Origin of the sequence: Xenorhabdus bakwenae (assembly GCF_030272115.1) — a bacterium.
Lineage (GTDB): Bacteria > Pseudomonadota > Gammaproteobacteria > Enterobacterales > Enterobacteriaceae > Xenorhabdus > Xenorhabdus bakwenae.
This window is the reverse complement of the sequence record NZ_CP119194.1, coordinates 2941484-2967308: the sequence shown is the minus strand read 5'-3', so window position 1 is coordinate 2967308 and position 25825 is coordinate 2941484. Positions and strand designations below refer to the sequence as shown.

The following is a 25825-nucleotide window of genomic DNA, read 5'->3' as shown; positions in this document are numbered from 1 at the left end:
TTTTGATTAAAAATATTTTTCCAGCCTGATCAGCACTTCGTTTTTGTTATAGCTGTACATCCAACTCACATTGCTGTGATTGCGTCGATGGCGGAAAGTGAAAGAAGGTGTCATGCCCCATATTTCAGCGGCGGGCACTTTAATGACAGCGCTGTAAATCTGCTCATTATCTTGCCGTGTGGCATTCAACATCGGGCTGTAAGCGCCAAAATGACGTTTTTTCAGTGTGGCGAACAGTGAGCCGTTGATTCCGGGATAGATCTGTCCGGCAATCCCTGTCCGAATTCCCCATTGCTGGTAGCGATCCATGGCATACAGGTCGTTGTCGCGGTAAACCCAATCGCCGCCGCCAAACAGGACAACGTCTTTGCTAATGGAATGGAACAGGGTGAAGTAGGCTGTGGTAAGGCTGCCATCTTTCCGGCGGAAACTTGGCTGATGACGTAGCTGTTTGTGCTCTAATTCAACCTTCATGGCTGTTTTGGCCGTGAACGCCCATCGCCATTCTGTTTTGGCGCCTGCCGCACGGTAATAGGGTTCACCTGCTCGTTGTTTATATTCAAATAAGGAACCAAAAGAGAAATCGTGACTTTTGCTTTTATAGCTGTATCCGCTAACCAGCTGAAAAGTATTTTCGTTCTCAGCGTGGTAATCACGATAGTTTTCGCCGTAAATCAGGCCACGGCCGAAAATGCCGTGATGGCCGCTAAGTTGATAGCGCCGACTTAATGTTGCGTCATAAGACATACCCCATGCTTTGATGGGCTTTGGCACCTGCATTTTATAGCGTCTTTGATTTATGAGATCAAAATCGTAATGGGGAGTTTCCTGATCAGGAGACATATTCACATTATCATTATAAGCGTAACCGGCTGAGAAAGAGCCGCGCCAACCGTTTCTCAGATCTATCGCTTCCAGATAGCTGTTAATATTTTTCAATACGACTTCGGGTAGCTTTTGTGCTTTATATAATCCACTAAACAGTTGCTCGGCTTCCCGATTTTTATGATCCTCAAAATAGACGCGGGCCAGTTCCAGTTCGATACGGGGAAAATCGGGCTGTTGATTCAGAACTTGTTGATAATGATAAGCAGCGAGATCTAAATCTCCCTCAAAACGTGCCAGCCCACCCTGAGCAAAATTGACCAACATAACATCATGTTCCGGCAATTTTTGATAAGCCGCCAGAAAGCGTCTGACATCTGACCATTGTTGATGATTAATAGCCAGGAATAGCGCTTGGCCGATATCATTAATATTGTTTTCGACCTGAAACGTTTGCCCATTAATAACAATCAGTGAAGCATTATTTTCAACAAAAATAGGATCTGGCGTAATCAGGTTGGTTTCATTTTCCTGTTGATTATGCTGTGCTTCTTGCCAGATTGTTCGTGGAGTATCTTCATCGGCATAAACGGGTAGGGAGAGGCATAGCGCCACCAGTGCCGTTGATAATATTGGCGTAATTTTATTGTCAGACATCGGGAAACCAGATCACAAAGCTCACGTTATTAGGAATAAAATAAAAACAGAGAACAGGCCAAAAATGGCACTGTTCTCTGAAAAATTAACGATTACTGTTTAGAACCACCGAAAGCGGTATTTTTGGAATTGTCATCAGCAAATGTGGTATATCCCGCAATGCTGGAAGCACTATCACCAAAGAAGTGACCTTGAGTTATCCCATCAAGAGTACCGCTCTTGGCATCACCCTCAAAACTGGCATCATCATAAATATCCGCATCAATATTTATTGTCATTGCGGTATTTTCCATGGAACCGACCAGCGTTTTCTCACCGAAGTCTGCGGTAAATGTACCGGCCAGAGCATTGTCACCACTGTACTGGTTAATACCTGTTATCGTGTAAGTTGCTGTACCGTCGGTTGGAATATTGGTGGTGATATCCTTGCCTGCATAGTAAACGGTATGGGTACTATCCCCGGCTTTACCGGTTTGAGACCATTCACCAAAATAAACATCCGCATTAGCAACTTTACTGAAATGGAATACACCCATACCTCCGTGAGAACCTGGTGCACCCGCCATTGAGATATTATGAATACCATTGCTGTCAGCAGGAGCCATGCGAGTCAAGCCAGCAAAGCCTGTGATTTGGCCGCCATAAACGGAACTAACACCAATACCAGGCTCATCGCCTTTGCCACCGTGTGGCCCTAAACTTGGCTGAGTTTTGCCAACCTTAATGTGTGGTGTAGTTGCTTGCTGGCTCTGCCCAAAACCAACTTCTGCCTGAGCCTGTGCCATCAATCCCAATGTGCCTAAAGCGGCGATTAATACGTTTAACTTTTTCATCATTATCCTCGTTTGGAGTGGGGGATCCCTCGTTACCCAATCTTAAAAACGGCCTGATCTATTGCGCGAGAAAAACGTACACTGTTCAAATGATAATGTAAATGATAATTATTATTATTTGTTTCACTAATGATAGGGTTTATTAGTCAATATCTTTTTTTATTTTATTGATTTTTATTTTATTTTTTGCATTTTGGGTAAGGTTTGATCTATCTGCTTTTTTTTTGAAAATGTGAGATTGGTAGATTTTATTCACTGAGGTTATTTTGTTATTAACAATATAATTAGCATTAAAAAATTTTCCAATGTAATTAAATTGATGGGGGTTGTTTTATTGCTCATATCATTAAATAAAGTTAATACATGTATTTTATAGGGGGAAATATTCATCTCCTGTTGTGGAAAATAATGAGTTATGGTGAAATTTGAGCGCAAAGAACCAAGCAAATAAATGTTTACTCATATCTTTATTTTCTGCGTAGCAGGAAGCTGCTATCTAAAAGAATAAAGGGTATATCAGTTTTCATATATCTATCTGGCTGAAAAAAGCCTAATTGGAGATGCATTATGGAAGCAAAAATCATTATTCAGTCTGCTGAAGAAAGGACAGATCTTGGTGATGAGGTAGAGGAGCTTATTGATAACAATTGGCCTCTGTTTATGAATTATGATGCAGTCGCTGAACAACACTGGCATAAATTATATGAGCCTGGTTTCAGTCACTTTCAAAAATTTGCCATTCTGCAACAGGGAAAAGAAGAGCGTCTTATTGGCTTACTGAACTCAATTCCTTTTCCTTGGGAAAATCATTCGTTAGATCAATTACCTGATGAAGGATGGGATGCGGTATTTGATGCGGGTGGGAGAGCTAAAGGAAAGGTGCAAGCCAATCTGGTTTCTGCCCTGAGTGTGACGGTTGATCCTGCGTTTCGGGGGAAAAATATTCCGGCTTTATTGATTAACAGCTTGAAACAGACTGCCAGAGATGAGCGGTTGCAGGGGCTGGTTGTGCCTGTCAGGCCGAGTCTGAAAAGCCAATATCCCCTGCAAGACTTCATCGAATATTGCGGGTGGAAAAATGACAAAGGTGAACCGTTTGATCCGTGGGTCCGTACCCATTGCCGAATAGGTGCCAAAATCATCAAGCCTGCCCTGCGCTCCATGGATATTTACGGCACTTTGGATCAGTGGCAGGAATGGACAGGCATGAAGTTTCCGCAAAGCGGGGAATACGTCATTCCAGGTGGCCTGGTGCCATTAGTGGTAGATGTTGAAAAGCAGATGGCTTATTACATTGAGCCTAATTTGTGGATGTACCACAGTCTGGATTAAAAATATTTCTCTAACTGTATCTGTACTTCGTTTTTATCATAACTGTATAGCCAGTTGACATTACTGTGATTGTGGCGATGGCGGAAAGTTAAAGAAGGGGTCATTCCCAATATCTTCGCAGCAGGGAATTTAATGGCAGCAGTATAGATCTGCTCATTATCTTGACGTCTGGCACCTAATAACGGGCTGTAAGCGCCGAAGCGTTGTTGCCTCAGTGTGACAAACAGCGAGCCATTAATATGGGGATAGATTTGTCCTGCTATTCCCGCATTGACTCCCCATTGTTGATAACGAGATGTTGGTTGTCGATTATGCTGATAGCTCCAGTTGCCACCACCAAACAGAATTAATTTTTCACTGATGGCGTGAGACAGGCTGAGATAGGCTGAGGAAAGTTCGCTATCGTTCTCACTGTAACGCGGTTTGTAACTTAATTTTTTATGTCCAAGTTCAGCATAGAGAGTGGTATCTTCACTGACTGCCCACTGCCATTCCATTTTAGCGCCGATGGCATGGTATCCGGTATTTTCTGCATACTGTTGATATTCAAACAGAGGGCCAAAGGAGAAATCCTGTTTTTTGCTTTTATAACTGTAGCCACTGAACAGCTGGAACATATTTTTATTTTCGTCATGGTCATTGCGATAATTTTCACCATATATCAGACCACGGCCAAAAACGCCGTGATGGCCGGCAAGTTGGTAACGTCGGTTTAAGGTTGCGTTGTAAGTTCCCCCCCATGCTTTGATAGGCTTAGGCACTTTCCGTTCAACGACGCACGCTCCCTCTTTGTAAAACAGGCAGATCGGTTTTTGGTTTGGTGACATATTAATATTGTCGTCATAGATATAGCCTAATGAAAACGAACCGTTCCAGCCATTTCTTTGGGTTACTGCCGCCAGATAACTATCGATATTCTTCAATACCATTTCTGGTAACTGATATTGTTCACTGATTTCTTTAAATAATTGCGCGGATTCTTGGTTTTTGTGATCTTCAAAATAAAGACGAGCCAGTTCCAGTTTAATGCGGGTAAAATTCGGTTTTTGACGTAGGATTTTTTGATAATAAGAGGTAGCAAGCGCTAAATTCCCTTCAATACGAGCCAAGCCGCCCCGGGCAAAATCAATGAGAAACGGATCATACCCGGGAATTTTTTGATAAATCAGCATAAGACGTCTGACGTCTTGCCATTGCTGATAATTAATGGCAAGGTACAGCGCTTGACTGATCTTCTTAAGATTATTTGCACCCTTAAGTTCTTGTCCTGGAATGACGGGCAATGAGGTGACCTCTTTTGTAGAGATAGCGTTTGGTATAATTAAACTGGCTTCATTTCTCTGTTGGGTGTGTTGTTGATGATATCGTGTTTCTTGCCAAATTTTGTGGTTAATATCCTCATTGGCACAAACTGCTGGGGAGAGAAATGAGTTCAGAATGAATATTAATAATATGAGTAATATTGGAAATATTCTCTTTTCAATCACTTTTTTTTGATCAGACATAGCAAACCCGCTTTATAAGGTCCCTATTTATTTGAAATAAAAAGTTTGAAATAAACAGCTTGAAATAAACAATTTGAAAATAAATAGGGTAAAGAAGATGAAAAGGAAAACAGTGCCTAGATGACACTGTTTTCTGGGGAATTAATCATTAATCTTTAGCACCGGCGAAAGCCGTATCTTTGTTTCTGTCGCTATCAAATTTGGCATACCCTGCCAGAGCGGAGGCGGAATTACCGAAGAATTTTCCATCAGTCACTCCATTAGTACTACCGTTGGCTGTGGCTTTACCTGAAAAGCCGCCATTGCCATTGATATTGGCATTGATACCAATATTGAGTGAGTTATTGCTCAGTGAACCATTCAATTTTTTGGTCCCGAAGTTTGCGACGAGTTTGCCGGAGAGGAGATTCTTGCCGCTATACTGGCTCAGGCCTTTTACCGTATAGGTTGCAGAGCCACCCGTTGGCAGATTGGTTGTCACATCTTTGCCTGCGTAAAAAACAGTATGAGTAACATCTGATTTATCGGGTGTTTTTTGTGCCCATTCGCCAAAGTAAACTTCTGTATTGGGAACCTGACCGATATCGACATACTGATCCTCAGCACCACATGCTGCCTGAGTCACTTCGTAATGATAGATGCCATTATTATCGAGCGTGGCGCGCTTTTTCAGTGCGGAGGCAGGAAATAATCCGCCTTTTAGTGTAGGCAACGTGATGCCCAGGGCAGGTTCACCATGTTCCTCTCCGATTACAAGATGTGGGTCGGTTTCTTGCTGGCTTATACCATACCCAACTTTTGCCTGAACCTGTGTAGTAGTAAATCCGAGAACGCCTAATATGGCGATTACTATATTGACCTTTTTCATAAGTAGCCTCACAGCGTGTTGAATGTCTTGTTATCCTGTTATAAGAGAGTCCATAACTTTTGAAGTTCTGCGCAAAAAACATACAGAGAATAAAATGTATACTGGATAAATAGTGGTGTAAATGATAAGTTATTATTATGTTTTGTGTTTGTTGAGATTCATTGATTGCGCAAATTAAGTTTTACGTAAATCAGAATCTAATACTTTGAAATAAAAGGTAAGAGTAGTAAAAAAGATGAAGAAAAAAACAGTGCCTGAATGACACTGTTTTTTGGGGAATTAATCATTAATCTTTAGCACCGCCGAAAGCCGTATCTTTGTTTCTGTCGCTATCAAATTTGGCATACCCTGCCAGAGCGGAGGCGGAATTACCGAAGAATTTTCCATCAGTCACTCCATTAGTACTACCGTTGGCTGTGGCTTTACCTGAAAAGCCGCCATTGCCATTGATATTGGCATTGATACCAATATTGAGTGAGTTATTGCTCAGTGAACCATTCAATTTTTTGGTCCCGAAGTTTGCGACGAGTTTGCCGGAGAGGAGATTCTTGCCGCTATACTGGCTTAGGCCTTTTACCGTATAGGTTGCAGAGCCACCCGTTGGCAGATTGGTTGTCACATCTTTGCCTGCGTAAAAAGCAGTATGAGTAACATCTGATTTATCGGGTGTTTTTTGTGCCCATTCGCCAAAGTAAACTTCTGTATTGGGAACCTGACCGATATCGATATATTGGTTCTCTATTTTGTATGTTTTACCATTGAATGCAACGTGATAGATGCCATTGTTATCGAGCGTGGCCTTCTTTTTCAGTACGGAGGCAGGAAATAATTGGCCTCCTAGTATCGCTACATCCACCGTGACGCCCAGGGCAGGTTCACCGTTTACCTCTCCGATTATAAGATGTGGGTCGGTTTCTTGCTGGCTGATACCATACCCAACTTTTGCCTGAACCTGTGTAGTCGTAAATCCGAGAACACTTAATATAGCGATTAATATATTGACCTTTTTCATGGGAAACCTCGCAGAGTATTGAATATTTGATTATCCTGTCATCAGAACGTCCTGAACTTTTTGTGTGAAAAATATGCGCAAAAAATGCACAGCAAATAAAAGGTATGCTGGATAAATGGCGCTGTAAATAACAAGTTATTATTATGTTTATTGTTTGTTATTCTTCATTGCTTGCGAAATTTTAAAATCAACTTATTGAAATTAATTTTATTTTTTATAGTGGAATGAATTTCGGATTGTTTCATTACTTAAATTAAATCACTAACCGTTGAGGATGGGTATACACTGTCCCTCTTCCTGGTTTGCAAAATCCGATCAACGTCAGATTACATTCCTGTGCGACCTCAATGGCGAGTGAGGTTGCGGCAGAAACGGCAAATAAAATTTCGACCCCGCAGTTAGCTGATTTTTGCACCATCTCATAACTGGCACGGCTGGAGACCAACACAGCGCCTTGTTGCCAGCCTGTTTTTGCCCGCATTCCCAGCAACTTATCCAGTGCAACATGGCGCCCAACATCTTCGCAGCCACCAAGTAATTTGCCCTCTGGGTCAATCCAACCCGCCGCATGGGTACAACCAGTGAGTGCGCCGATTTCCTGAACATGCGGTAATTGGGCAAGTGCAATATCAAGGTAAGAGAGTGAAAACGTTTGGGTGAAAGGCAGAGGTGTCATTGGGCGAAAGATCTCTGCGAGTTGTTCTGTGCCACAAATACCGCAACCTGTTCTCCCGGCCATATTGCGTCGGCGCTCTTTTAATTCCGCAAAACGGCGGCTGGAAAGCTCAATATGTAGTTCAATGCCGCCGTGGCAGTTAACTATCGAATCAATCCCCCGAATTTCCTGTGGAGACGTGATGATCCCTTCTGACAAGGAAAACCCGATAGCAAAATGATCGAGATCTTTCGGGCTGGTCATCATCACGACATGGGAAATACCGTTGTAAATCAATGCAACAGGTACTTCCTCAGCGACCCAATCCGGCGTTGGACTGCCCAATGGGGCGCTTTGTTTGGCATTTTTTTGTTGTACATTGGTGCGAGAAACACCATTGATTTTCTCCATAGTTAACTCATTTTCCGGCCTTTTATTTTTCATCAATGAATTCCCCAGTAGTTTGATTCATAATGCTGTTTGTGTGGATAATATATTACCAGTCCGTGTCCTGATAAGAAGCAAATACACCCACGGCATTCCTGTTAGGCGGTGTGTTAATGAGTCATCAATGGCAGCGAATAAGCTGGTGATCGCCACCCTGCAGGTTGAGTCTGAAACAGGCGAACCGGTACGCCTGATTATTCTGGACACCCTTGCCCGCTGTTTTGGGGGTGCGGATGAGAATGGTTCTAAAGATATGGGTGCGTTTGTCCGGGGCTGTGACGAGCTGAAAGCCAAAACAGGCGCAGCATTCTCGTGGTTCACCATTCCGGCAAAGATGAAAGTAAAGGTTGCAAGGGGTTCCAGTGCTTTTCGTGCCGCGCTGGTTATTACCTGCACCAAAATGAAAGATGCCGAAGAGCAGGAAACCAAAGCCTATGACGTGCGTGTGGTTGAATTTTTTACTGATAAAGACGGTGAGGATATTACGTCATTGGTTTTGATTGACAGGCCACGCGATCCGGTTGAAGAGGAGGACATCGTGCATGTCTCCAATAAGACCGATAAGCATACAGCATTGTGGCAGCGTATTCGGTCACGTACCGTTCTGAAAGAGCCTTGTAGCATTCATTGCCCTTGTGCGTGATGATTTAAAAGCGATGGGCGTGAATGTGAAAAATTTCAGCCGCTGGTTGACCAAGTTAGGGCAGGATGGCTTGATTACCCGCAACGGGCAGGAACTCAGCATCATTAATCAGAATAATGAAGATTAAAAAGTGAGGAATGAGTGAGGCGCTAAAATGTTAACAGCAAATACTGATGCATGAATAAGGGAACAAGCGCAGCGCGTCAGTGGCGCTCTGAATAGACAAACAAGCTGATTAAGCGAGAAATTCATTCTTTTTGGTGGGCAATTAATTTAGCACTATAGACCATGTGCATACATCTTGTTGTATATTTTATAGTCACTCGTGCGTTTATTCAGTTAATTATTTATAAACAATGATTCTTAACCTTTTTTATTTTCATTCTTGATGGTATTTATTTATATAAAAGTGATTGATCTTATTTAAATTATTTATTGTCAATATAATGAAATCAGAATATTATTACAGTGTTATTTAATTTAAAGTATAGAATGTCATTCTGATTTTGTATGTTGTTTTTGATGTATTTAATTCACGTTGAATGACTGTTTATTTTTTTTATGATTATTTCATTCTAATATAACACTTATTCTCATATCAGTTGACTAGTTGTTTATGAAAAACAAAACTTATTCTTTATTATTTATTGTATTAATGGCTTTTCTTTCTATGGGAGGATTGATCTCATCAGATATATTTCTTCCTGCTTTAAGTGAAATGGGGGATTATTACAACGTTAGTGAATCTAATGTACAAAGTGCGATAGCTATATTTTTATTTGCTATAGCCTTTTCTCAACTTATTTATGGTCCATTGAGTGATTGTTTAGGAAGAAAAAAAATTCTCCTTTCGGGGATTATTATATGGTTGATTTCTACTATTTGTATTTTCTACAGCACACATATTAGTGAATTGTTGCTATTGCGTTTATTTCAAGGAATAGGAGCTTGCACCGGTATTACATTAAGTCGTGCCATCATTAATGATTTAATGGAGAAGGAAGAGGCTGCGAGCTTGTATCTAATCATTTTTCCTTTTGTTGGAATGTCACCAGCAGTCGCACCAATGATCGGCGGAGTACTTAATGAACATTATGGCTGGAAAGCTTGTTTCTTATTTCTGACTTTATTTATAGCAGTCACGCTTATATTGAGTTTACTGGTATTAAAAGAATCATTACCTGTAGAGAAACGTCAAAAATTGAATGTTAGGAGTGTATTTAACAATACTTATTACGTACTAATAAATAAAGAGTTTCTCTACTATGCAGCAATACCTTGTTTTGCTTATGCCGCATACTTTTCTTATTTGATAGAATCACCTTTTATTCTTACAACTATGGGATTACCAGAGAAATATATTGGCTACACTTATATCACACTCTCTTTGAGTTATGTATTAGGTAATATGACAGCTAAGAAATTAAGCCGTCAACGAAGTTTGAGAAAAACGATCTCCCGTGGTTATATATTCTTTACTGTTGGAGGAATTGCTTTCACAATACAAATGTTTTTAAGTCCTTTTCCATTGTTAACCTCAGTGATAACAATAGCAATATTGACTTTCGGCAATGGTTTTTTACTACCACTTGGTACGGCATCGGCAATCGCTACGAATGCACAAGTTGCAGGAACTGCTTCTGGTGTGATGGGAACATTACAATTGGGCAGTGCAGGATTAGCATCACTCCTTATCGGTTATATATCTCACCATGATCCCATGAAAGTGGCAATGATTATCACCATTATTACTCTTATCGGCAGTTCAATTTATTTAATTGGTGATAAAGAAATAAAAGTTAAATTAAGAAGGAATAAAAATGGTTAACAATATAGATGTAACACTACGGGATGGTGGATATCTGAATAATTTTAATTTTACAAAAGAATACGCGATAAATCATGTTAAGACATTGCTCAAAGGTGGTGTGGAGTGGTTCGAAATTGGTTATCGTAATGGTTCTTTTAAACCTATACCAAATATTGGCCTAACAGGTATATCCCCAGACAGTTACATTAGTGATATTCATCAAATGGTGCCTAAGGCAAAGTTGGTCGTTATTGCACACCCACACAATATTAATGTTCATGATATTCATGCAATGAAGGCGAATGGTATTAGTTTACTTAGACTATGTATCAAGACTGACAATCCGCAGCCATGTTTGGCATTATGTGAAACTGCGCAGTCCATTGGAATGGCGGTTAGTATCAATTTTATTCGGGTAAGCCAGCTTTCTATCAATAAAGTTATTGAGATTACCAAACAATGTGAACATGCTGGTGCTAATATCATTTACTTAGCGGACTCAAATGGCAGCTTATTCCCAGAACAAGTATCGCAGTTATTTTATAAGCTAAAATCTGCTACTCAATTGCAATTGGGTTTTCATCCCCATGACAATTTAGGACTTGCTACCGCGAATAGTATTGAAGCTATGAAGTCTGGAGCCAGTTTTATTGATAGCTCTTTATCAGGAATGGGGAAAGGAGCTGGAAATCTCAATTTGGAAAGCTGGTTATCATTTCTCAATTTGAGTCAAGATACTAAACAATACGATCTTGAACACGTATTTAATCAACTTAATGAACTGCAATCCCATCACTTTTTTGCTGCATCTAAACGCGAGCTTATTGATGTAATCATGGGAATGTACAATCTGAGTGTGGAAAATAAAACAGCTCTCGAAGAAGGGTTACGATGTGGTATTAATTATGCGTTTCAGATTGTTAAGTCTTTGAAGGAAATAACGGCATGATGCAGCATAGTAATGCCGGGCATTTTAGTCCTGATGCGGTAATTCTCTCTCCAGTGATGCCGCTATGGGATCATGGTAATTTTTGCGCACCATTGGTCTTATTATTAGAGAAAATGGGATATCGAGTATCTATTATTGATACATTATTCTTAATTAACCACGTGAATCCTGATTTAATTGATCCTGACTGTTTTATTAACACTATTGAGTTTGAGTTAACTCAACGTTTTTCTAAGCCCTATCTTCTTATTGGATTTGCTATGGCAGGTACTCTGGTGCAGTTACTTGCACCACGCTTAAAGACGATTACGGGAGTGATTTCAATCAGTGGTCCTGGATATGCAGATATATTACTGAGCGATAAGTTAGGACAACTAATAATTTTACTGAAAAAAAGTCAGTTGGATGAAGCCATTTCATTATTGCATGACTTTGTTATTCCTAAAGGAGGAACGCCACTTCCCTCGGTATCCGCTATCCCGAATCATTTAAAAGGTATTGCACAAAAGCGTTTGATAATGGGGTTTTCATTGTTGCTACAATTCGATGCAAGAACAGCACTGTGCAATTATAAAGGAAAATTTCTGAGTATAGTTGGTGGATGTTCACAGTTGGCTACTGTACGTAATCAAGTTGTCAGTCCTAATCTTATGCACTGTTTTGTTGTAGCTGAGGGAGCAGGAATGCGACCTTGGAACGATCAACCTGAATTTATTAACGATGTAATTAACGATTGGCTCAAAATCTTATGAACAAAAAAATTCTTGTTTTACCTGGAGATGGTATTGGCCAAGAAGTATGTGATGCTGCTCTTCCTGTTTTTAAAGCGTTAGATCTTCCTGTGACATTGACAATTGGCGATATTGGTTGGGCTTGTTGGGAAAGAGAAGGTAATCCTGTACCTGAAAGTACTTGGGAACAAATAGGTTCAGTTGATGCTGTATTGCTCGGTGCCATTACTAGTAAAGGCAAAGAAGAAGCACAACAGGCGTTGCCATTGTATCTTCGTGGAAAAGTGGGAAATTATGTATCACCCGTTATCCAATTACGTCAACGTTTGGGCTTATACGCAAATATTCGGCCAATACGTTATATAGAAGGAGAGCGTAAACCCTTTCGCTGTTGTGTTATTAGAGAAAATACAGAGGGATTATATGCGGGATTCGATTTTAAAGGAATTCCTGCTATTGCAGCGACTTGGTTAACACATCCTAATATAGACAAATATGGCCCTGAAGAGGCAGCATGGTCAGTCCGCTTACAAACACGTTTTGGTCTGGAGCGTTTGTTTACCACTGCCTTCGAGTATGCACAGGAAAATAATTACACACGCGTAACTTTTGCTGATAAACCGAATGTTATGCGGGAAAGTGGGCATTTTGCAAAAGTTATTTTTGATACGGTTGCTGCTCGTTATCCAGAGATACAAGCAGATATTCATAATGTAGACGCAGTAGCATTGTGGTTAGTAAAAAAGCCACATGAATTTGGTGTGATTGTTGCTGAAAATATGTTCGGTGATATTTTGTCTGATCTGGCTGCTGGCGTAATGGGAGGGCTTGGTTTAGCTCCTAGCGCCAATATTGGTAGTGATATTGCATACTTTGAACCTGTCCATGGTAGTGCACCTAGCATGGCCGGTAAAAATAAAGCTAATCCAGCAGCTATGTTTTATACAATAGCTTTGCTATTGGAAAATCTTGGTTTTATTAATGCCGCCATGAAAATTAATCGTGCAGTGGACAATGTAATACGTGTAGGGAAAACTGTAACTTATGATCTAGGGGGAAATGCAACAACCCAACAAATGGCACAAGCTATTATTAATACTCTAGACGAAAAGTGTACCAACAAGTCGGCATCGATTATTTCGGTTGGTGATGAATTACTGAGCGGGCAACATACTAATACTAACCTTCAGGATATTAGCCGCTATCTCCTAAAGCAAGGTTATAAGGTAAAACAACAACAGGTTTGTTCTGATGATATTCATCAAATTGCTACAGCAGTCATTCGTAGGTTGGGACAAGATGCTCTCATCGTAGTGTGCGGCGGCCTTGGCCTTACCCCTGATGATAAAATCCGTGAGGCTATAGCTAGAATAGCAGGGCAGTCTCTAGAGATACGTGACAATATCTGGGTAGGAATACAGCAACAATTGAAAAAATTAGGAATATATCCTGACTCCTCATATCAATTTCAAGCAATGTTTCCAACCAGTGCAGAAGTTATACCCAATGTTGTAGGGACAACACCTGGTTTTAGCCTGAATGTGGATGGCAGTAAAATAGTTGTATTATCTGATCCCCCTTTCCAGATGCAGCTAATGTTGTCAGAAAAGCACTCTATTTCCTCCAGTGACTAACATGAGAATGAAATTGCCATAGGGAGTTTCATGTATGCCCGTGTACCCAAGGAGAAAACCTAATGCAAATTACACAAATTGAGCAAATCAAAGAACGTTTAATGGCACTCGATAGTGCAGCTATATCGGATGCAATGGATAGTCTGCATATTCCCGCAGGATTAGCTGGGATTGTGCCACGCAACTCTGGAATTAAAATAGTGGGTCCAGCTTTTACTGTACGTTATGAGCCTATCATTCCAGAGCAGGGAAAATTTCTTAATGCTGGAAACTATATTGATGAAGTACCTGCTGGACACATAGTGGTGGTTGATAACCAAGGGCGCACGGATTGTACCAGTTGGGGCAATATCTTGACATTTAAGGCTATACAAAAAGGAATTGCAGGTTCTGTAATTTATGGATCAGCACGAGATTTGTCGGAAGTCCGTAGGCTGGCATACCCCTTATTTACAACAGGAATTTATATGGTATCCGGAAAAAATCGAGCCAAGGTTGCAGAAGTGCAATGTCCTCTGAAAATTGATGATGTAGTTGTATCTCCTGGAGATTGGGTCTTTGCTGATGATAATGGTGCGTTAGTCATCCCACAGCAGCATTTACTAACAGTTATCGAACGTGCTGAAAATGTTGAAAAAACTGAACAAGCCATCATTGAGGCAATAACCAATGGAGAAGATTTGGTTTCCGCTCGTGAAAAATTAGGATATGCCGTACCTTGGAAATATGACTTATGAATCAAGAGTTTATAGAATATTGGGAGAAAAGACTTCGCTTTCTGGATGTTCATTATCATGCCCGCCCCGATAGTTATATTCGTAGGTATAATGTACTCGAAGCAGGAAGAGAATACGCACGACAAAATGGAGGAATTGTACTCAAAAGTCATTTGGGAAGTGTTACTGCTTTATCGTCACTGGCCCAAGAAGAAGGACTTCCCGTTTTTGGTTCGGTGGTATTGAATGCAACGGCTGGAGGAATGGCGATCAACTCAGTAATCCAAGCACTAAGTCAATATCAGTTTGATGAAGCTCCTAGATTATTAGTTCATTTACCAACTATTGTTCCGACAAATCATAAAAGTGTAATGAAACGTGCTTGGGCAAATGCTGCTGCTCACACATTTGCTCAGCAATATTCGTCTGTTGTCGATAGCAACGGACGAGTACGTAAAGAAATTCATGAATTGATTCGTTTTGCGCAACAATATAATGTTGTGCTGTCATCTGGTCATGCCTCTTGTTATGAAGTTATGCAACTTATTGATACGATTACTGCCGCAGGTGGTTGTAAGTTTATGCTTAACCAACCAGCTAGTCCGATAACGGGACTAAAGGCGAAAGACCTTAAGGCGCTGGGTGAGCATGAGTGGCTTTATGTGGAGCAAACAGCGCTGACCATTTATCTCGGTTATCAAACAACTGACGATTTTTTTGAGGTATTATCAGAAGTAAATAATGTGGTTTATAGTTCTGATCTTGGTCAGCCTGTGCAGCCGGATATTGAGAAATGGCTGAGTGACAGCAAATGTTGGTTTAAAATGGCAGGCCTTAGTGAGTCACATATCCGAGACATATTCTTACTTAATCCGTTGCGTATGTTGGCTCCTGATTAGAGCTAGGATAAGCCATCATCAAACATAAAAGTAAAAGCAAGCAAAAAAACTTAGGGGCATTAAAAGGAGTATAAAAGAAAGATAAGGTTATAAATTTTTTATTTTCAATAAATTATAATAATTCTCAACTCCGCCTCCGGCGTGTTCAAGAGCGATTTTGAGGCTTTGGATAAAGCCGATAAATTCCCTTACGTAGGCACCACGTACCGCTTGACTGAGCATTCCATTTCTGGACAAAACACGCATTGCTCAACGCCATTGCCCAACCAGAGCAGTTTGTGGAAATTGGTGAACGGTTGGCGGCAGAAAAAGGCATCAAACAGGGCGATACCGTCAAAGTGAGTTCCAGTCGTGGTTATATTAAGGCCAAAGCGGTGGTGACGAAGCGCATTCGTACCTTGAAGGTTCACGGCCGTGAAGTGGATGCCATCGGTATTCCGATTCACTGGAGCTTTGAAGGGGCGGCGAAGAAAGGGTTTCTTGCAAATACCCTGACGCCGTTTGTCGGTGATGCCAATACACAGACGCCGGAATTCAAGGCATTTCTGGTTAATGTGGAAAAGGTGTAAGGGAGAAAAATTATGTCATTGCAATCCCAGGACATCATTCGTCGCTCTGCCCCCCCATTCATTCGTGTGCGGGATCATCAGCAAGAAGTGACTAAACTGATCGATGTGACAACCTGTATTGGCTGCAAAGCGTGTCAGGTGGCGTGTTCAGAATGGAACGACATTCGTGATGAAGTTGGGCACAACGTTGGCGTTTATGATAATCCGGCTGACTTGACAGCGAAGTCATGGACAGTGATGCGATTTCCAGAGGTGGAGGAGCATGGCAAACTGGAATGGTTGATCCGCAAGGATGGTTATATGCACTGTGCCGATCTGGGTTGCCTGAAAGCCTGTCCGGCGGAAGGCGCGATTATTTAATATGCCAATGGCATCGTTGATTTTCAGTCAGAGCACTGCATTGGCTGTGGCTATTGCAGTGCTGGCTGTCCATTCAATGTACCGCGCATCAACAAAGAGGATAATCGCGCCTACAAATGTACTTTGTTCGTTGATCTAGTTGGTGTAGGACAAGAACCGGTCTGTGTGAAAACGTGTCCAACCGGTGCAATTCATTTCGGTAGCAAGCAGGATATGAAAGCGCTGGCGGAGATTGGTCTTATTTTGACAATTATCGTCCATGCTTATACGACGTTTTGGGTGAAGGGATCAGTGCAGGCCATGGTAGAAGGTTGGGGCACACGTGGCTGGGCGAAAAAACATCATCCCCGTTGGTATCGTGAAATGGTGAAACAACAAGAGCAGTAAAAAGGGAAAGAGTGAGTTTAGGGCTGAGTATTCGAAAACGGCTATCGCCGTTCTCTGCAAGGTGAAGGAAACCGGAGGCCGTTTTCTCCTCCGGTTTAGTGACTTTTAGTGATTGATAAATGCCTTGAGCTTCTTATTAACCTGCTGTTTATCAAAAGGCTCGAGTGATTCATTCGGGGATAATCCCACAAGCTCTAATTGTTCTGCTTCATCTTCAGTCAGGTGTTTCTTTTTTCTCAATTTGAGTAAATAGTTCCAATTCCAAATGCCACCAGAATCTTCTGCCGGACACATGCCATTACCTGCGGTCACCTCCGGCTGGATAATATCTTTTGGCAGAACTTTCTCTACTGTTATTTGATGGAACCAATCATCGCCAAAGTCATATTGGTAGTTGAATTCATCCCCAACTTCCTCCAGAAATGCACCGATGCGCATTTGGTCATAATGTTCTTCTGGAATGTCGATTCCTGCAAAACCAAAACTGAATAGATGAGCATTTTCCCAACCCATGGCAGTTTGTATCACATCATGAAATTCACTGAGTGTTAGCTGATTGCTGACACGGATCCGGCGCCATATGGCTGGCGTTGCATCAAATAAACTCACTTTGAGAACCAAACCTTGCGGTTCAATCTCTTCTTCTTGCTCCATATAGAAATATTCAAAACTGAGTTCAGCCAACATATCAAATAAAGCAAATCTCTTGCGATTTAACGCAGGGTCTCTCAGGGCATAAGCCAAATCTAAATATTGCTCTACCAGGTATGGCGCTTGTGGTGGCAATCTGTATTGTTCGATTGCAGCGGAATAAGTCAGGCGTCCAATAAACAGCTCGCGGTTTGCATAATAATAGAGCTTCAATAAATCCTTGGGTTTTTTTCGCCGTCAACAAGCATTCTTCCGGTGCCAGCCAAGACAGTATTAATGATGAACCCATGGTGATGCCAAGGCGATGTTGATCCTGTCGTTTCGGATTAACCTGGTAATCGAACTGCTGGCTCCAGTGTTCAAGTTCAAATGCTTCTGGCTGTGTCCATTCGACGGGAAGTTGTGACAACCAATAAAGTGAGGTGAGATCGAGCGGTGTGTTTTTATTTTGTTGAACTGAAAGTATCCACGGTAAAATCTGTTGCAGCCAGTCAGGGGAGACCGGAGTAAAGTCAACATAAGCTTCATTATTGCCCAACTCTTCAATCAGTTCGGGGATTGTACTCTCAGGAGCAATATTCAGTAAGCTCTCGCGGATACCAGATTTAAAATCCAGCATCATATTCGTTTGATATTCCTGACCATCCAGTGTGATTGTCATCATCATGCTGGCACAGTCATTTCCATCAACGTGAGTAACATATAATTCGTGTATCTTCGCTGTTTCCCGCGCCTTCTTGTGGTGCGACATCGCCTTTTTTTTCCAGCGCTTAAAACAGGTGTGAATGGCTGGATGGCGGTTAAACCGTGCACACAGATTGACAAGTTGCAGGTAGGATAAATTTTCCCATGCAGAGGAAGGGCAATCGTCCAATGCTTGCACACAGGCAAGGGCAATGGGTTCTTCAAAGTATTGGGTGAGTAATAGCAGGGCATCTATACCCCATGAATGCTTGGCGACTTCCGACAATAGATGAGGTAAGGCTTCATGGGGCACGACGGAAAGCCCGCTTTCAAAAAAGTCAATAAATTCAATGCCAGAATGAATTTCAAACTGTTTAAACAGTTGATTTAAGTTTAAGGATTTTTTAGGGAAAGTCGCTATGTTGGTGTTATCAGGATATTGAGGGGCATCCAGTAGCCCAGTGATGTCAGTTTTGATATGAAACTGATTTCTTTTCAGGATTGATACACATAATAATACGCATTCACTATTAATCTCGAATTTTTCTTTGGTATAAACCAAAATTTGTTCAATAACTTCTTCAAGCTGCTGTTTGGCCTCAGCCGGCAATTTATTTGCTGTTAATGCAAGTTCTGCGATGGCAACTTCAAGCCAATGGTTAATGCTATCCCCTATCTCCGTCATCGCTTCCTTAGGCAGCGCTAGCACCAGGCTAATCAACAAGAAGACGTTTTCTGGATCGGAAAACCACCGTATCTGCTTTGGCGTTAAGGTGCGCTGTTTCTCGGGAGTATGGGCATATTTTTCTATTGCAGATAGCAATTTTTCAGGTGTTAATTTCATTATCAACCTCTTCAATATATCGATATTTCAACCAAGAAGAGTGCTGGTTATCACGCTGTCATATCCACCATTCCCCTTTGCGATTATTCAATAGTCTAACCTGAATTTTTGTGAAGGCAGTAAGTTTGTGTTGAAATTTATCTCTGTTATTTCCGGGTTGCTGCTTTGGGGTCTGTAACTTGAAATCGATAGGGTCTGGCAATGCCATTCTCCGCTGGAGATGGCATTGGATGAGCTTCCTGGTCATTCTCAGCAAGACATTTGTCGCACAAGCCGCAGCCTTGCCCGATAGAGCGGGAGCAGTCACCATTTTATTTATAGTATCTTTGACAATCTGTGCTATTTTTCATCGGGTTGGCAAACTGAACTCATGTGTGGAATTCGATAGAGTATGAAAAAGAAGATAATCTCGAGGATTTATCTTGGATTGTTGTTGATTGCTTCCTTGATATTAGTGTTGGAGAAAGGTGGAGATATTTATCCTGCACTGGTGTCTGTCGGCGTATTCGGCATCCTCTTTGGCCTGGCTTTTTTAGTTTCAGCGCGCTGGTTATTTTCGGCAGTGTTCACTGGCACTTTATTTATCATCCTAAAATTCCTCAACCAGATAAAAATCCATTACTACAAAGAACAATTGATGTTTTCTGATTTGAATGTGATGTTAGATCCATCAAATCAGGAGACTTTGCGCCACTATTGGCTGGCAGGGATCGCTGTAGTGGCTATGCTTATCTGGTTGATATTCAACATGATATTGAGCTGGAAAATAGTCCCTTCTGCGCGTGGGATCAAATGGCGCTTCGCCAGTATCGTTTTGATGGTCGTGAGTGCCTGGGGTATCAATCTCACAGTTAGTGCCTATCATGCTCAATGGCAAGAGGAATTACCGAAGGGGCGGGGAACGGTGACTAATATGGTGATGTCTGCCTCGGATGCGCAATATCAGCCACCGAAATTTGGCTCATCTGCTGATTATTTCTTGCAACAGGCGAAACAGGTGACGTTGCCTGAACCTCAGTCAGAGGTGAAACCCGATGTGGTTGTATTGCTGCAAGAGTCTACTGTCAATCCCCATATTTACCAATTACCTGCCAATGTGCAGTTGCCCGATCTTTACATGTTCCGGCGTGATGCGGGTGTCAGTGCCCAAAGTCCATTAAGGGTACAAACCTTTGGTGGCGGAACCTGGTTATCTGAATTCTCCGTTTTAACCGGATTGAATACGGATGATTTTGGTTCACGTAAAAATGCGGTGTTTTATTTTGTCGTTGATCACCTGAAAAACAGCCTGTTCCGTGCAATGAAAGATAACGGCTATTACACGGTTGTTCTGACACCGTTTAATAAGTCTGCTTACCATGCGGGACATGCTTACAAGACACTGGGTGTTGATCGCATTATCCAACCACAGGAGTTAGGCTATCCCGCTGACATGGATGAGAATTTGTGGAAAATCCCGACACAAGATATGTTGTCTTATGTGAAAACCCTCCTGGCTAAGGAAACAGACAAGCCGATTTTTATTTTCTCTCTCACCATGTATGAACATGGTCCTTATGAAGAGAGTCATCATGATGATTATGGCTTGGCTGGCAACGTTGATTCTGCAACAGCGACAGGTAAGTTTAGCCATTACATGGAAAAAATCGTGGTCTCTGATCCTGCCATCAGGGATTTCAGTGAATTCGTTGCCAAGCGCGACAAGCCTACCGTTTTCCTCTATTTTGGTGATCATCAACCAAACATCAATTTTGAGCACTACACTTCTCCGCTACCTGATCCAGCACATGTGACTCAGTTTACGTTGCGGGATAACCTGAAACAGGGAGCGTCAATAACAACGGGTAAACTGACGGATATCTCCTTCCTCGGCGGAATCATTCTGGAACGTGCCCGTCTGTCAGCGCCCGCGTTTTACCAAGCAAATATGATCATGCGTCATTTATGTCATGGTGCTTTGAATGATTGTCAGGATAGTGCACTGGTAGAGAGTTATAAGCATTATATTTACCAGCAGTTGGAAGCAGCAGGTAAGGAATAATGTTATCCCTTCTGTCGGTGATGTCGCTGACAGAAGGGATGTGTTATCGATATACTGCGACGATATGGGCGCTATTCGTGAAGCCTCCGTTTATTAAGAATGGGCGGCGGTGATGCGATAAGCACAGCGTCGGTGACCACTAAGGATATATTCGGTTCTTTCCACATTGGCTTGCAGGATCTCCCGAAACAGTTTCAGCTCTGTCCGACAAAAGCCCTGACACAACTTGGCAGCGGCACAAATTGGGCAATGGTTTTCAAAAAACAAAATAGCGCCATTTTCTTCAACAGAATAATGAGCCATATAACCTTCTTGGCAGCGAATCGAAACCAGACGCTCAACCTTCTCCTGTAATCCAGTCGCACCCTCCATCGCCTTTTTATAGTTGGAAAAAGCCTCTTTTTCACGGGCGCTGATAATCAAATCCATCGCATCTTCACCCAACTGATTACGGATAATCGAGATCAGTTGGGTTGTTAACTCTGCGTGAGCATCAGGAAATTTGGCATGACCTTTCTCTGTGATATGCCAGAGCTGTACTGGACGCCCAACTCCTCTCGTTTCTGATTTTGCTTCAACTAATCCCTCTTTAGCCATTTTCACAAACTGTTGGCGGGCGGCTTCTCCAGTCGTTCCCAATAATTTGCCGGCATCAGAGGCTTGTAAGGCACCTTGAGTTTTTAACAGCATTAATAGCTTATCACTCACGGTTTGCCCTACGATTGTACTATTTTCCAAGTCATCGCTTGACATATTGTTGATCCCGACATTAATTTATTCCAAGATTTATCTTGTTTAATTTAGCGTAAGACATTTCACAACTCAACCTGTGTTCAGGGCAAAAATTATGATAATGACTGAGGAAAACCGCTGGAGAGATCTGTTTTCCAGCAAAAATGCGCCAAGTGCGATAGCACTTTCACTGGGCGTGGTATTGATGGCAATGAATACCTTAATTGCGATTACTATTCTGCCTTCTGTCGTCAATGATATTGGCGGATTGAACCTCTATGCCTGGAATACGACATTGTTTGTCGTGGCATCGATTATTGGTTCCGTTCTTTCTGCGAGATTGTTGGGTGCCTTGGGCGCAAGAAATGCTTATCTGGTTGCATCACTGGTTTTTTTTATCGGCAGCTTACTCTGTACTCTTGCACCGACAATGGACGTGATGCTGGTTGGCAGAACTATTCAGGGCCTGGGCGGGGGATTTTTGTTTGCCCTTTCCTATTTGATGATTAATCTTGTATTTGCTCAATCACTTTGGCCGCGAGCTATAGCGTTGGTTTCGGGGATGTGGGGAATAGCGACTTTAATCGGGCCAGCCATTGGCGGTGTTTTTGCTGAAATGGATGCGTGGCGTTACGCATTTGGCATTATGCTTCCCATTACTCTATGTTATGCCGTATTTACCTACCTTATTTTACCTAAAACAGAGGCACAGAATAAAACCAAAACAGCATTGCCCATTGTGCAATTGATCCTATTGTCAGCGGCGGTACTGGCGGTTTCTTCAGGCAGTTTGTCACCGGATATTCGGTTCAACATTTTCGGCATTGTTGCGGCTGTAATCTTAATCTTTTTATTGATCATCTATGAGCGCCGAACCTCAGTCAGGTTATTGCCTGAAAATTCCCTAAGTTTACGTTCTCCTCATTTGGTTTTATTCACTACCCTATTTCTATTGATAGTGGGTTTATCGGGGGATGTTTTTATTCCCTATTTTTTGCAAATTCTGCATGGGCAATCCCCTTTGGCTTCTGGTTACATGGTTGCTTCTGCTGCAATGGGTTGGACTATAGGAGAAATGCTCAGTGCTAGCTGGCAAGGGACAAAGATGCGGTTTGCAATTGTCAGTGGTCCAGTCTTTATGTTGGTTGGCATGTTGGTGTTGCTTGTGTTGTTGCCATCTCAGTCGGCAGGGGAGTGGCAGATTATACTACCGATAATCCTGGGATTGGGGGTGTTTGGCTTCGGGGTTGGATTCGGCTGGCCTCATCTTTTGACTCTCATTTTACAGGCTTCCCGTGATGCGGATAAAAACATCGCCGGTTCATCCATTACTACCGTTCAGCTATTTGCCACCGCATTCGGTTCCGCACTGGCAGGGATGGTCACCAATATATTTGGGTTTTATCAGCCCGGTGGTGTGGAGGGCGCTGCTGCTGCTTCCTATTGGTTATTTCTGCTCTTCTCTATCGCACCCGTATTGGCATTATTGACCGCGTATAAATCAGCAAAAATTAAAGTCGGGGAATAAATTTATTATCAACGGCATTATCGAAAAAATAATGCCGTTTTTTTCATGATGTGCAATGGAGGATATTCATATAATAGTGATGATTGATTCCATAAATAAGAGCTAAGGATATTTGATGTTAGTTATTTCCCCTATGCCGAAGGATGGTTGTCGTACCCGAATGATAGAGCCGAAACGCAGTTATTCATTGATAATGAAACAATTTTTTATACTGTTTTTATTGCTCATCGGGATGGGCAACGTATCAGCCAGAGAGATAAAACAAGAAACAACAACTGTTGATATTCCTGCATTAAGCAAGCGTGTGACAGATATATCTAAAGTTCTAACGAAAGAAGAGCGTCAGGGCCTGACCCGCCAACTGAAAAAACTGCAATCGGAAGAAAAAGTACAGATGGCAGTCCTGATTATCCCGACGACGGGAAGTGATACTGTTGAGGAATTTACTTCCCGTGTATTTGATAAATGGAAGTTAGGTAGTAAAGAACGCAATGATGGCATCTTGTTTGTGATCGCTTCTGATGACCATAAAATGCGTATTGCAGTTGGCTCGGGTTTAGATCGTAAATTATCCGATGGCAAGGTTACACTCATTTTGTTGCAGAATGTGAAACCGGCTTTCAAAGAAGATGATTATTATCAGGGGATTAGCAAGGCAATTGATTCAATTGGTACATGGCTGAAAAAATCCGAACAAGCGGAAGCACAGAAAGAAACGGCGAAGATTGTTCAGGCTTTTGAAGAAGGCGATGGCGCATTCAACAAGATATCCGGTAAAGACATCTTTATGCTACTGGGTTTTTGGTTGGTGAGTATAATCTTACTGCCACTAAAAGTTTTTCGCACAGGGCATTGGTTTAAGCGTTTTCTCAAGAGTGCCCTGACTATCGCTGTAGGAACCTATGTACTGAACTTTATTGGGTTATTTTCTACCATTCCGGCAGAGTTTTATCTGCTTATTATCCTGTTACCCGTGATTCTGGTATTTTTTCTGATCTCGTCCGTGGTGTCATTATTGAAAAGCCTATTCGGCAGCCTTTTTGGTGGCTTGTTTGGTGGCTGTAGTTCTGATCGTAACGATGATGATAATTTTTCCGGTGGTGGCGGCGGCAGTAGCGGTGGTGGAGCTTCAGGCGATTGGTAATTGTTTTTTAATATCAATAAATTCATTGTTATCAATAATAATGAAATTGAATTATTTTGTATTTTGGGAATATAACTGATTACCCAGAATTAAATATTGCGGGCGGATTAATAAAAATACCAAGTGGAAATTACAGATAGTCTATTTTAGAATAATCCGCGACACGAATCTTCAGAAAGAAGTAATTCGTGTCGCGGTTTTTCAGATATGGCCCCAAACAATAGCGTTAGTCATGCTCTTCACTGCTAATATGGTGTCTGCCGGGATTAAAGCAGGACAGACAAATCACAGCTATTGCCAGGATCAGGCAATAAGCGATAATTGGCCAGGTAGTAGCGTTGGATAAAAGTGTAATAGTGAGCGTTCCAATCCCTCCTAACAGTAAGCCCCCTAAGCAGAAGTAGACTGCTGTAACCGTTCCTGCTATATGATCGAAACCTTGAAGTGCACCATTAGGGGCCACAGAAACCGCAATAGAGATACCAACACCGACAAGCCACATTGGGGCAATGAAGCCCAATACCGAATTAGGTATGAGTATTTCCCCAACAGCCAGCAATAGTGCTCCTGCCATCAGGCAGTACATTCCCGCCCGTAACGTATTTAGGATTCCCCATCGGGTAATCAAACTTCCCACACTTCGCGCAGTCACCATCATTGCGATAGCCACAGTTGCAAATAGCAAGCTGAAAGTAATTTGTGATAATCCTTGTCGGCTCATCATTACCCAAGGGGCCGTTGAAAGAAAGACGAAAAAGCTACCCATCCCTGCGCTGTGGCAGAGCGTGTACAGCCAGAAATGCAGGTGTCTCACAGGAAGAAGTAGCTGCGACCACTGTAAGCTTGCCGTCCCTTGCCGCCGGGTTTCTGGACAGAATTTCCAGGCTGCAATAACAGCAACTACCATTGCACATCCTAATAAACCAAAGATTGCGTGCCACCCCAGCCAAGTGTCAATCAGCGCTCCGAGCAAAGGACCTACTGCCGGAACTATAGCAAGCATAGAACCGAGCAAGCCATAGATGACGTTGATTTCTTTACGGCCCGAATAGATGTCGCGTACAGCCGCAAACATGGCTACGAGACATGCCGAAGCCCCACAGGCTTGATAACCCGGAAGCCCAAAAAAACTTCTGGTGATGAAGTTATGGCAAGGCCGAATGAAGCAACTGTGTAAGCAATCCCACCGCTGAGTAAAACAGGACGGCGACCGAACCGATCTGACAGTGGGCCAAATAAAAGCTGACCAGCTCCTAACAGAATCAGGTATACAGTCAATGTTAGCTGGATCGTCCCTGTTCCGGCATTAAGTACATCGGCCATGAGAGGAACGACGGGCAGATACATATCCATACCCAGTGATGCCAGT

The 25825-nt window shown here is 42.1% G+C and carries 18 protein-coding genes and 6 pseudogenes; 13 read left to right on the top strand and 11 right to left on the bottom strand.

What is annotated here, in order from left to right; translation table 11 throughout:
• Positions 1–6: 6 nt before the first annotated feature.
• Together PXH59_RS14960 and PXH59_RS14955 are read right to left on the bottom strand one after the other, a co-directional pair.
• Complete coding sequence (locus PXH59_RS14960) at positions 7–1482, bottom strand: surface lipoprotein assembly modifier (protein ID WP_285808988.1); 1476 nt, start codon at positions 1480–1482, stop codon at positions 7–9.
• Between the two features lie 92 nt (positions 1483–1574).
• Positions 1575–2315: a Slam-dependent surface lipoprotein gene (locus PXH59_RS14955; protein WP_047771520.1), complete on the bottom strand. Its 741-nt coding sequence runs from the start codon at positions 2313–2315 to the stop codon at positions 1575–1577.
• Positions 2316–2882: 567 nt separating this feature from the next.
• Between PXH59_RS14955 and PXH59_RS14950 the strand changes: the two genes are divergently transcribed.
• Positions 2883–3647: a transferase gene (locus PXH59_RS14950; protein WP_285808986.1), complete on the top strand. Its 765-nt coding sequence runs from the start codon at positions 2883–2885 to the stop codon at positions 3645–3647.
• Here PXH59_RS14950 and PXH59_RS14945 read toward each other — a convergent pair.
• The 4 genes from PXH59_RS14945 to fdhD all read right to left on the bottom strand — a co-directional run bounded on the left by PXH59_RS14945 (position 3644) and on the right by fdhD (position 8131).
• Complete coding sequence (locus PXH59_RS14945; RefSeq protein WP_285808985.1) at positions 3644–5152, bottom strand: surface lipoprotein assembly modifier; 1509 nt, start codon at positions 5150–5152, stop codon at positions 3644–3646. The two genes, PXH59_RS14950 and PXH59_RS14945, sit on opposite strands and share 4 nt — an antisense overlap.
• Before the next feature lie 148 nt (positions 5153–5300).
• The gene (locus tag PXH59_RS14940) at positions 5301–6020 is read right to left on the bottom strand and encodes a Slam-dependent surface lipoprotein (RefSeq protein WP_047771523.1); all 720 of its coding nucleotides are present in this window, start codon (positions 6018–6020) and stop codon (positions 5301–5303) included.
• A 286-nt stretch (positions 6021–6306) separates the two neighbouring features.
• A complete protein-coding gene (locus PXH59_RS14935) occupies positions 6307–7032 on the bottom strand; it encodes a Slam-dependent surface lipoprotein (RefSeq protein WP_047771524.1) in 726 nt (241 codons plus the stop codon).
• Positions 7033–7285: 253 nt separating this feature from the next.
• The gene (fdhD, locus tag PXH59_RS14930) at positions 7286–8131 is read right to left on the bottom strand and encodes a formate dehydrogenase accessory sulfurtransferase FdhD (RefSeq protein WP_285808983.1); all 846 of its coding nucleotides are present in this window, start codon (positions 8129–8131) and stop codon (positions 7286–7288) included.
• A 136-nt stretch (positions 8132–8267) separates the two neighbouring features.
• Between fdhD and PXH59_RS14925 the strand changes: the two are divergent.
• From PXH59_RS14925 to PXH59_RS14885, 9 genes and pseudogenes are all read left to right on the top strand, one after another.
• Positions 8268–8904 (top strand): annotated as a pseudogene (locus PXH59_RS14925) (AAA family ATPase); the annotation flags it as partial.
• 489 nt (positions 8905–9393) lie between these two features.
• Entirely contained in the window at positions 9394–10605 is a 1212-nt protein-coding gene (locus tag PXH59_RS14920) for a multidrug effflux MFS transporter (RefSeq protein WP_285808982.1), read from the top strand.
• Positions 10598–11536 (top strand): hydroxymethylglutaryl-CoA lyase-like TIM-barrel protein, encoded by a 939-nt coding sequence (locus PXH59_RS14915; RefSeq protein WP_285808981.1) that lies wholly within the window; start codon positions 10598–10600, stop codon positions 11534–11536. Before PXH59_RS14920 ends, PXH59_RS14915 begins: the two co-directional genes overlap by 8 nt.
• Entirely contained in the window at positions 11533–12288 is a 756-nt protein-coding gene (locus PXH59_RS14910; RefSeq protein ID WP_285808980.1) for an alpha/beta hydrolase, read from the top strand. The genes PXH59_RS14915 and PXH59_RS14910 overlap by 4 nt, the downstream gene beginning before the upstream one ends.
• The gene (locus PXH59_RS14905; RefSeq protein WP_285808979.1) at positions 12285–13901 is read left to right on the top strand and encodes an isocitrate/isopropylmalate dehydrogenase family protein; all 1617 of its coding nucleotides are present in this window, start codon (positions 12285–12287) and stop codon (positions 13899–13901) included. The genes PXH59_RS14910 and PXH59_RS14905 overlap by 4 nt, the downstream gene beginning before the upstream one ends.
• Positions 13902–13963: 62 nt before the next feature.
• A complete protein-coding gene (locus PXH59_RS14900; RefSeq protein ID WP_285808977.1) occupies positions 13964–14638 on the top strand; it encodes an RraA family protein in 675 nt (224 codons plus the stop codon).
• Positions 14635–15516, top strand: coding sequence for a DUF6282 family protein (locus PXH59_RS14895; protein ID WP_285808976.1), 882 nt, complete (start codon positions 14635–14637; stop codon positions 15514–15516). The genes PXH59_RS14900 and PXH59_RS14895 overlap by 4 nt, the downstream gene beginning before the upstream one ends.
• Positions 15517–15648: 132 nt before the next feature.
• Positions 15649–16085: pseudogene (locus PXH59_RS14890) on the top strand (molybdopterin dinucleotide binding domain-containing protein); the annotation flags it as partial.
• 12 nt (positions 16086–16097) lie between these two features.
• Positions 16098–16673 (top strand): annotated as a pseudogene (locus tag PXH59_RS14885) (4Fe-4S dicluster domain-containing protein); the annotation flags it as partial.
• Between the two features lie 264 nt (positions 16674–16937).
• Here PXH59_RS14885 and PXH59_RS14880 read toward each other — a convergent pair.
• From PXH59_RS14880 to PXH59_RS14875, 3 genes and pseudogenes are all read right to left on the bottom strand, one after another.
• Positions 16938–17519 (bottom strand): plasmid pRiA4b ORF-3 family protein, encoded by a 582-nt coding sequence (locus PXH59_RS14880; RefSeq protein ID WP_285808975.1) that lies wholly within the window; start codon positions 17517–17519, stop codon positions 16938–16940.
• Between the two features lie 30 nt (positions 17520–17549).
• A pseudogene (locus tag PXH59_RS20275) lies at positions 17550–17696 on the bottom strand (DUF7403 domain-containing protein); the annotation flags it as partial.
• 61 nt (positions 17697–17757) lie between these two features.
• Positions 17758–19011: pseudogene (locus PXH59_RS14875) on the bottom strand (DUF7400 domain-containing protein); the annotation flags it as partial.
• A gap of 391 nt (positions 19012–19402) precedes the next feature.
• Here PXH59_RS14875 and PXH59_RS14870 point away from each other — a divergent pair.
• Positions 19403–21052, top strand: a complete 1650-nt coding sequence (locus tag PXH59_RS14870) for an LTA synthase family protein (protein WP_285808973.1) — start codon at positions 19403–19405, stop codon at positions 21050–21052.
• 93 nt (positions 21053–21145) lie between these two features.
• On the opposite strand, the gene PXH59_RS14865 is transcribed toward PXH59_RS14870, so the two are convergent.
• Positions 21146–21805 carry a helix-turn-helix transcriptional regulator gene (locus PXH59_RS14865; RefSeq protein ID WP_285808972.1) on the bottom strand — a complete coding sequence of 220 codons (660 nt, stop codon included), beginning with the start codon at positions 21803–21805 and terminating at the stop codon, positions 21146–21148.
• A gap of 94 nt (positions 21806–21899) precedes the next feature.
• On the opposite strand from PXH59_RS14865, the gene PXH59_RS14860 reads away from it, so the two are divergent.
• Both PXH59_RS14860 and PXH59_RS14855 read left to right on the top strand, forming a co-directional pair.
• Positions 21900–23312, top strand: a complete 1413-nt coding sequence (locus PXH59_RS14860) for an MFS transporter (protein WP_285808971.1) — start codon at positions 21900–21902, stop codon at positions 23310–23312.
• 115 nt (positions 23313–23427) lie between these two features.
• A complete protein-coding gene (locus tag PXH59_RS14855; RefSeq protein WP_047771537.1) occupies positions 23428–24456 on the top strand; it encodes a TPM domain-containing protein in 1029 nt (342 codons plus the stop codon).
• A 226-nt stretch (positions 24457–24682) separates the two neighbouring features.
• Here PXH59_RS14855 and cml read toward each other — a convergent pair.
• Positions 24683–25779, bottom strand: a pseudogene (gene cml, locus PXH59_RS14850) (CmlA/FloR family chloramphenicol efflux MFS transporter).
• Positions 25780–25825: the final 46 nt, after the last annotated feature.

Excerpts from the sequence above, each read along its gene's own strand:
- PXH59_RS14910 (WP_285808980.1), top strand. The coding sequence starts at position 11,533 with ATGATGCAGCATAGTAATGCCGGGCATTTTAGTCCTGATGCGGTAATT.
- PXH59_RS14940 (WP_047771523.1), bottom strand. The coding sequence starts at position 6,020 with ATGAAAAAGGTCAATATAGTAATCGCCATATTAGGCGTTCTCGGATTT.
- PXH59_RS14900 (WP_285808977.1), top strand. The coding sequence starts at position 13,964 with ATGCAAATTACACAAATTGAGCAAATCAAAGAACGTTTAATGGCACTC.
- PXH59_RS14955 (WP_047771520.1), bottom strand. The coding sequence starts at position 2,315 with ATGAAAAAGTTAAACGTATTAATCGCCGCTTTAGGCACATTGGGATTG.
- PXH59_RS14860 (WP_285808971.1), top strand. The coding sequence starts at position 21,900 with ATGATAATGACTGAGGAAAACCGCTGGAGAGATCTGTTTTCCAGCAAA.
- PXH59_RS14960 (WP_285808988.1), bottom strand. The coding sequence starts at position 1,482 with ATGTCTGACAATAAAATTACGCCAATATTATCAACGGCACTGGTGGCG.
- PXH59_RS14950 (WP_285808986.1), top strand. The coding sequence starts at position 2,883 with ATGGAAGCAAAAATCATTATTCAGTCTGCTGAAGAAAGGACAGATCTT.
- PXH59_RS14865 (WP_285808972.1), bottom strand. The coding sequence starts at position 21,805 with ATGTCAAGCGATGACTTGGAAAATAGTACAATCGTAGGGCAAACCGTG.
- PXH59_RS14870 (WP_285808973.1), top strand. The coding sequence starts at position 19,403 with ATGAAAAAGAAGATAATCTCGAGGATTTATCTTGGATTGTTGTTGATT.
- PXH59_RS14935 (WP_047771524.1), bottom strand. The coding sequence starts at position 7,032 with ATGAAAAAGGTCAATATATTAATCGCTATATTAAGTGTTCTCGGATTT.
- PXH59_RS14915 (WP_285808981.1), top strand. The coding sequence starts at position 10,598 with ATGGTTAACAATATAGATGTAACACTACGGGATGGTGGATATCTGAAT.
- PXH59_RS14855 (WP_047771537.1), top strand. The coding sequence starts at position 23,428 with ATGTTAGTTATTTCCCCTATGCCGAAGGATGGTTGTCGTACCCGAATG.
- PXH59_RS14895 (WP_285808976.1), top strand. The coding sequence starts at position 14,635 with ATGAATCAAGAGTTTATAGAATATTGGGAGAAAAGACTTCGCTTTCTG.
- PXH59_RS14880 (WP_285808975.1), bottom strand. The coding sequence starts at position 17,519 with ATGTTGGCTGAACTCAGTTTTGAATATTTCTATATGGAGCAAGAAGAA.
- fdhD (WP_285808983.1), bottom strand. The coding sequence starts at position 8,131 with ATGAAAAATAAAAGGCCGGAAAATGAGTTAACTATGGAGAAAATCAAT.
- PXH59_RS14945 (WP_285808985.1), bottom strand. The coding sequence starts at position 5,152 with ATGTCTGATCAAAAAAAAGTGATTGAAAAGAGAATATTTCCAATATTA.
- PXH59_RS14920 (WP_285808982.1), top strand. The coding sequence starts at position 9,394 with ATGAAAAACAAAACTTATTCTTTATTATTTATTGTATTAATGGCTTTT.
- PXH59_RS14905 (WP_285808979.1), top strand. The coding sequence starts at position 12,285 with ATGAACAAAAAAATTCTTGTTTTACCTGGAGATGGTATTGGCCAAGAA.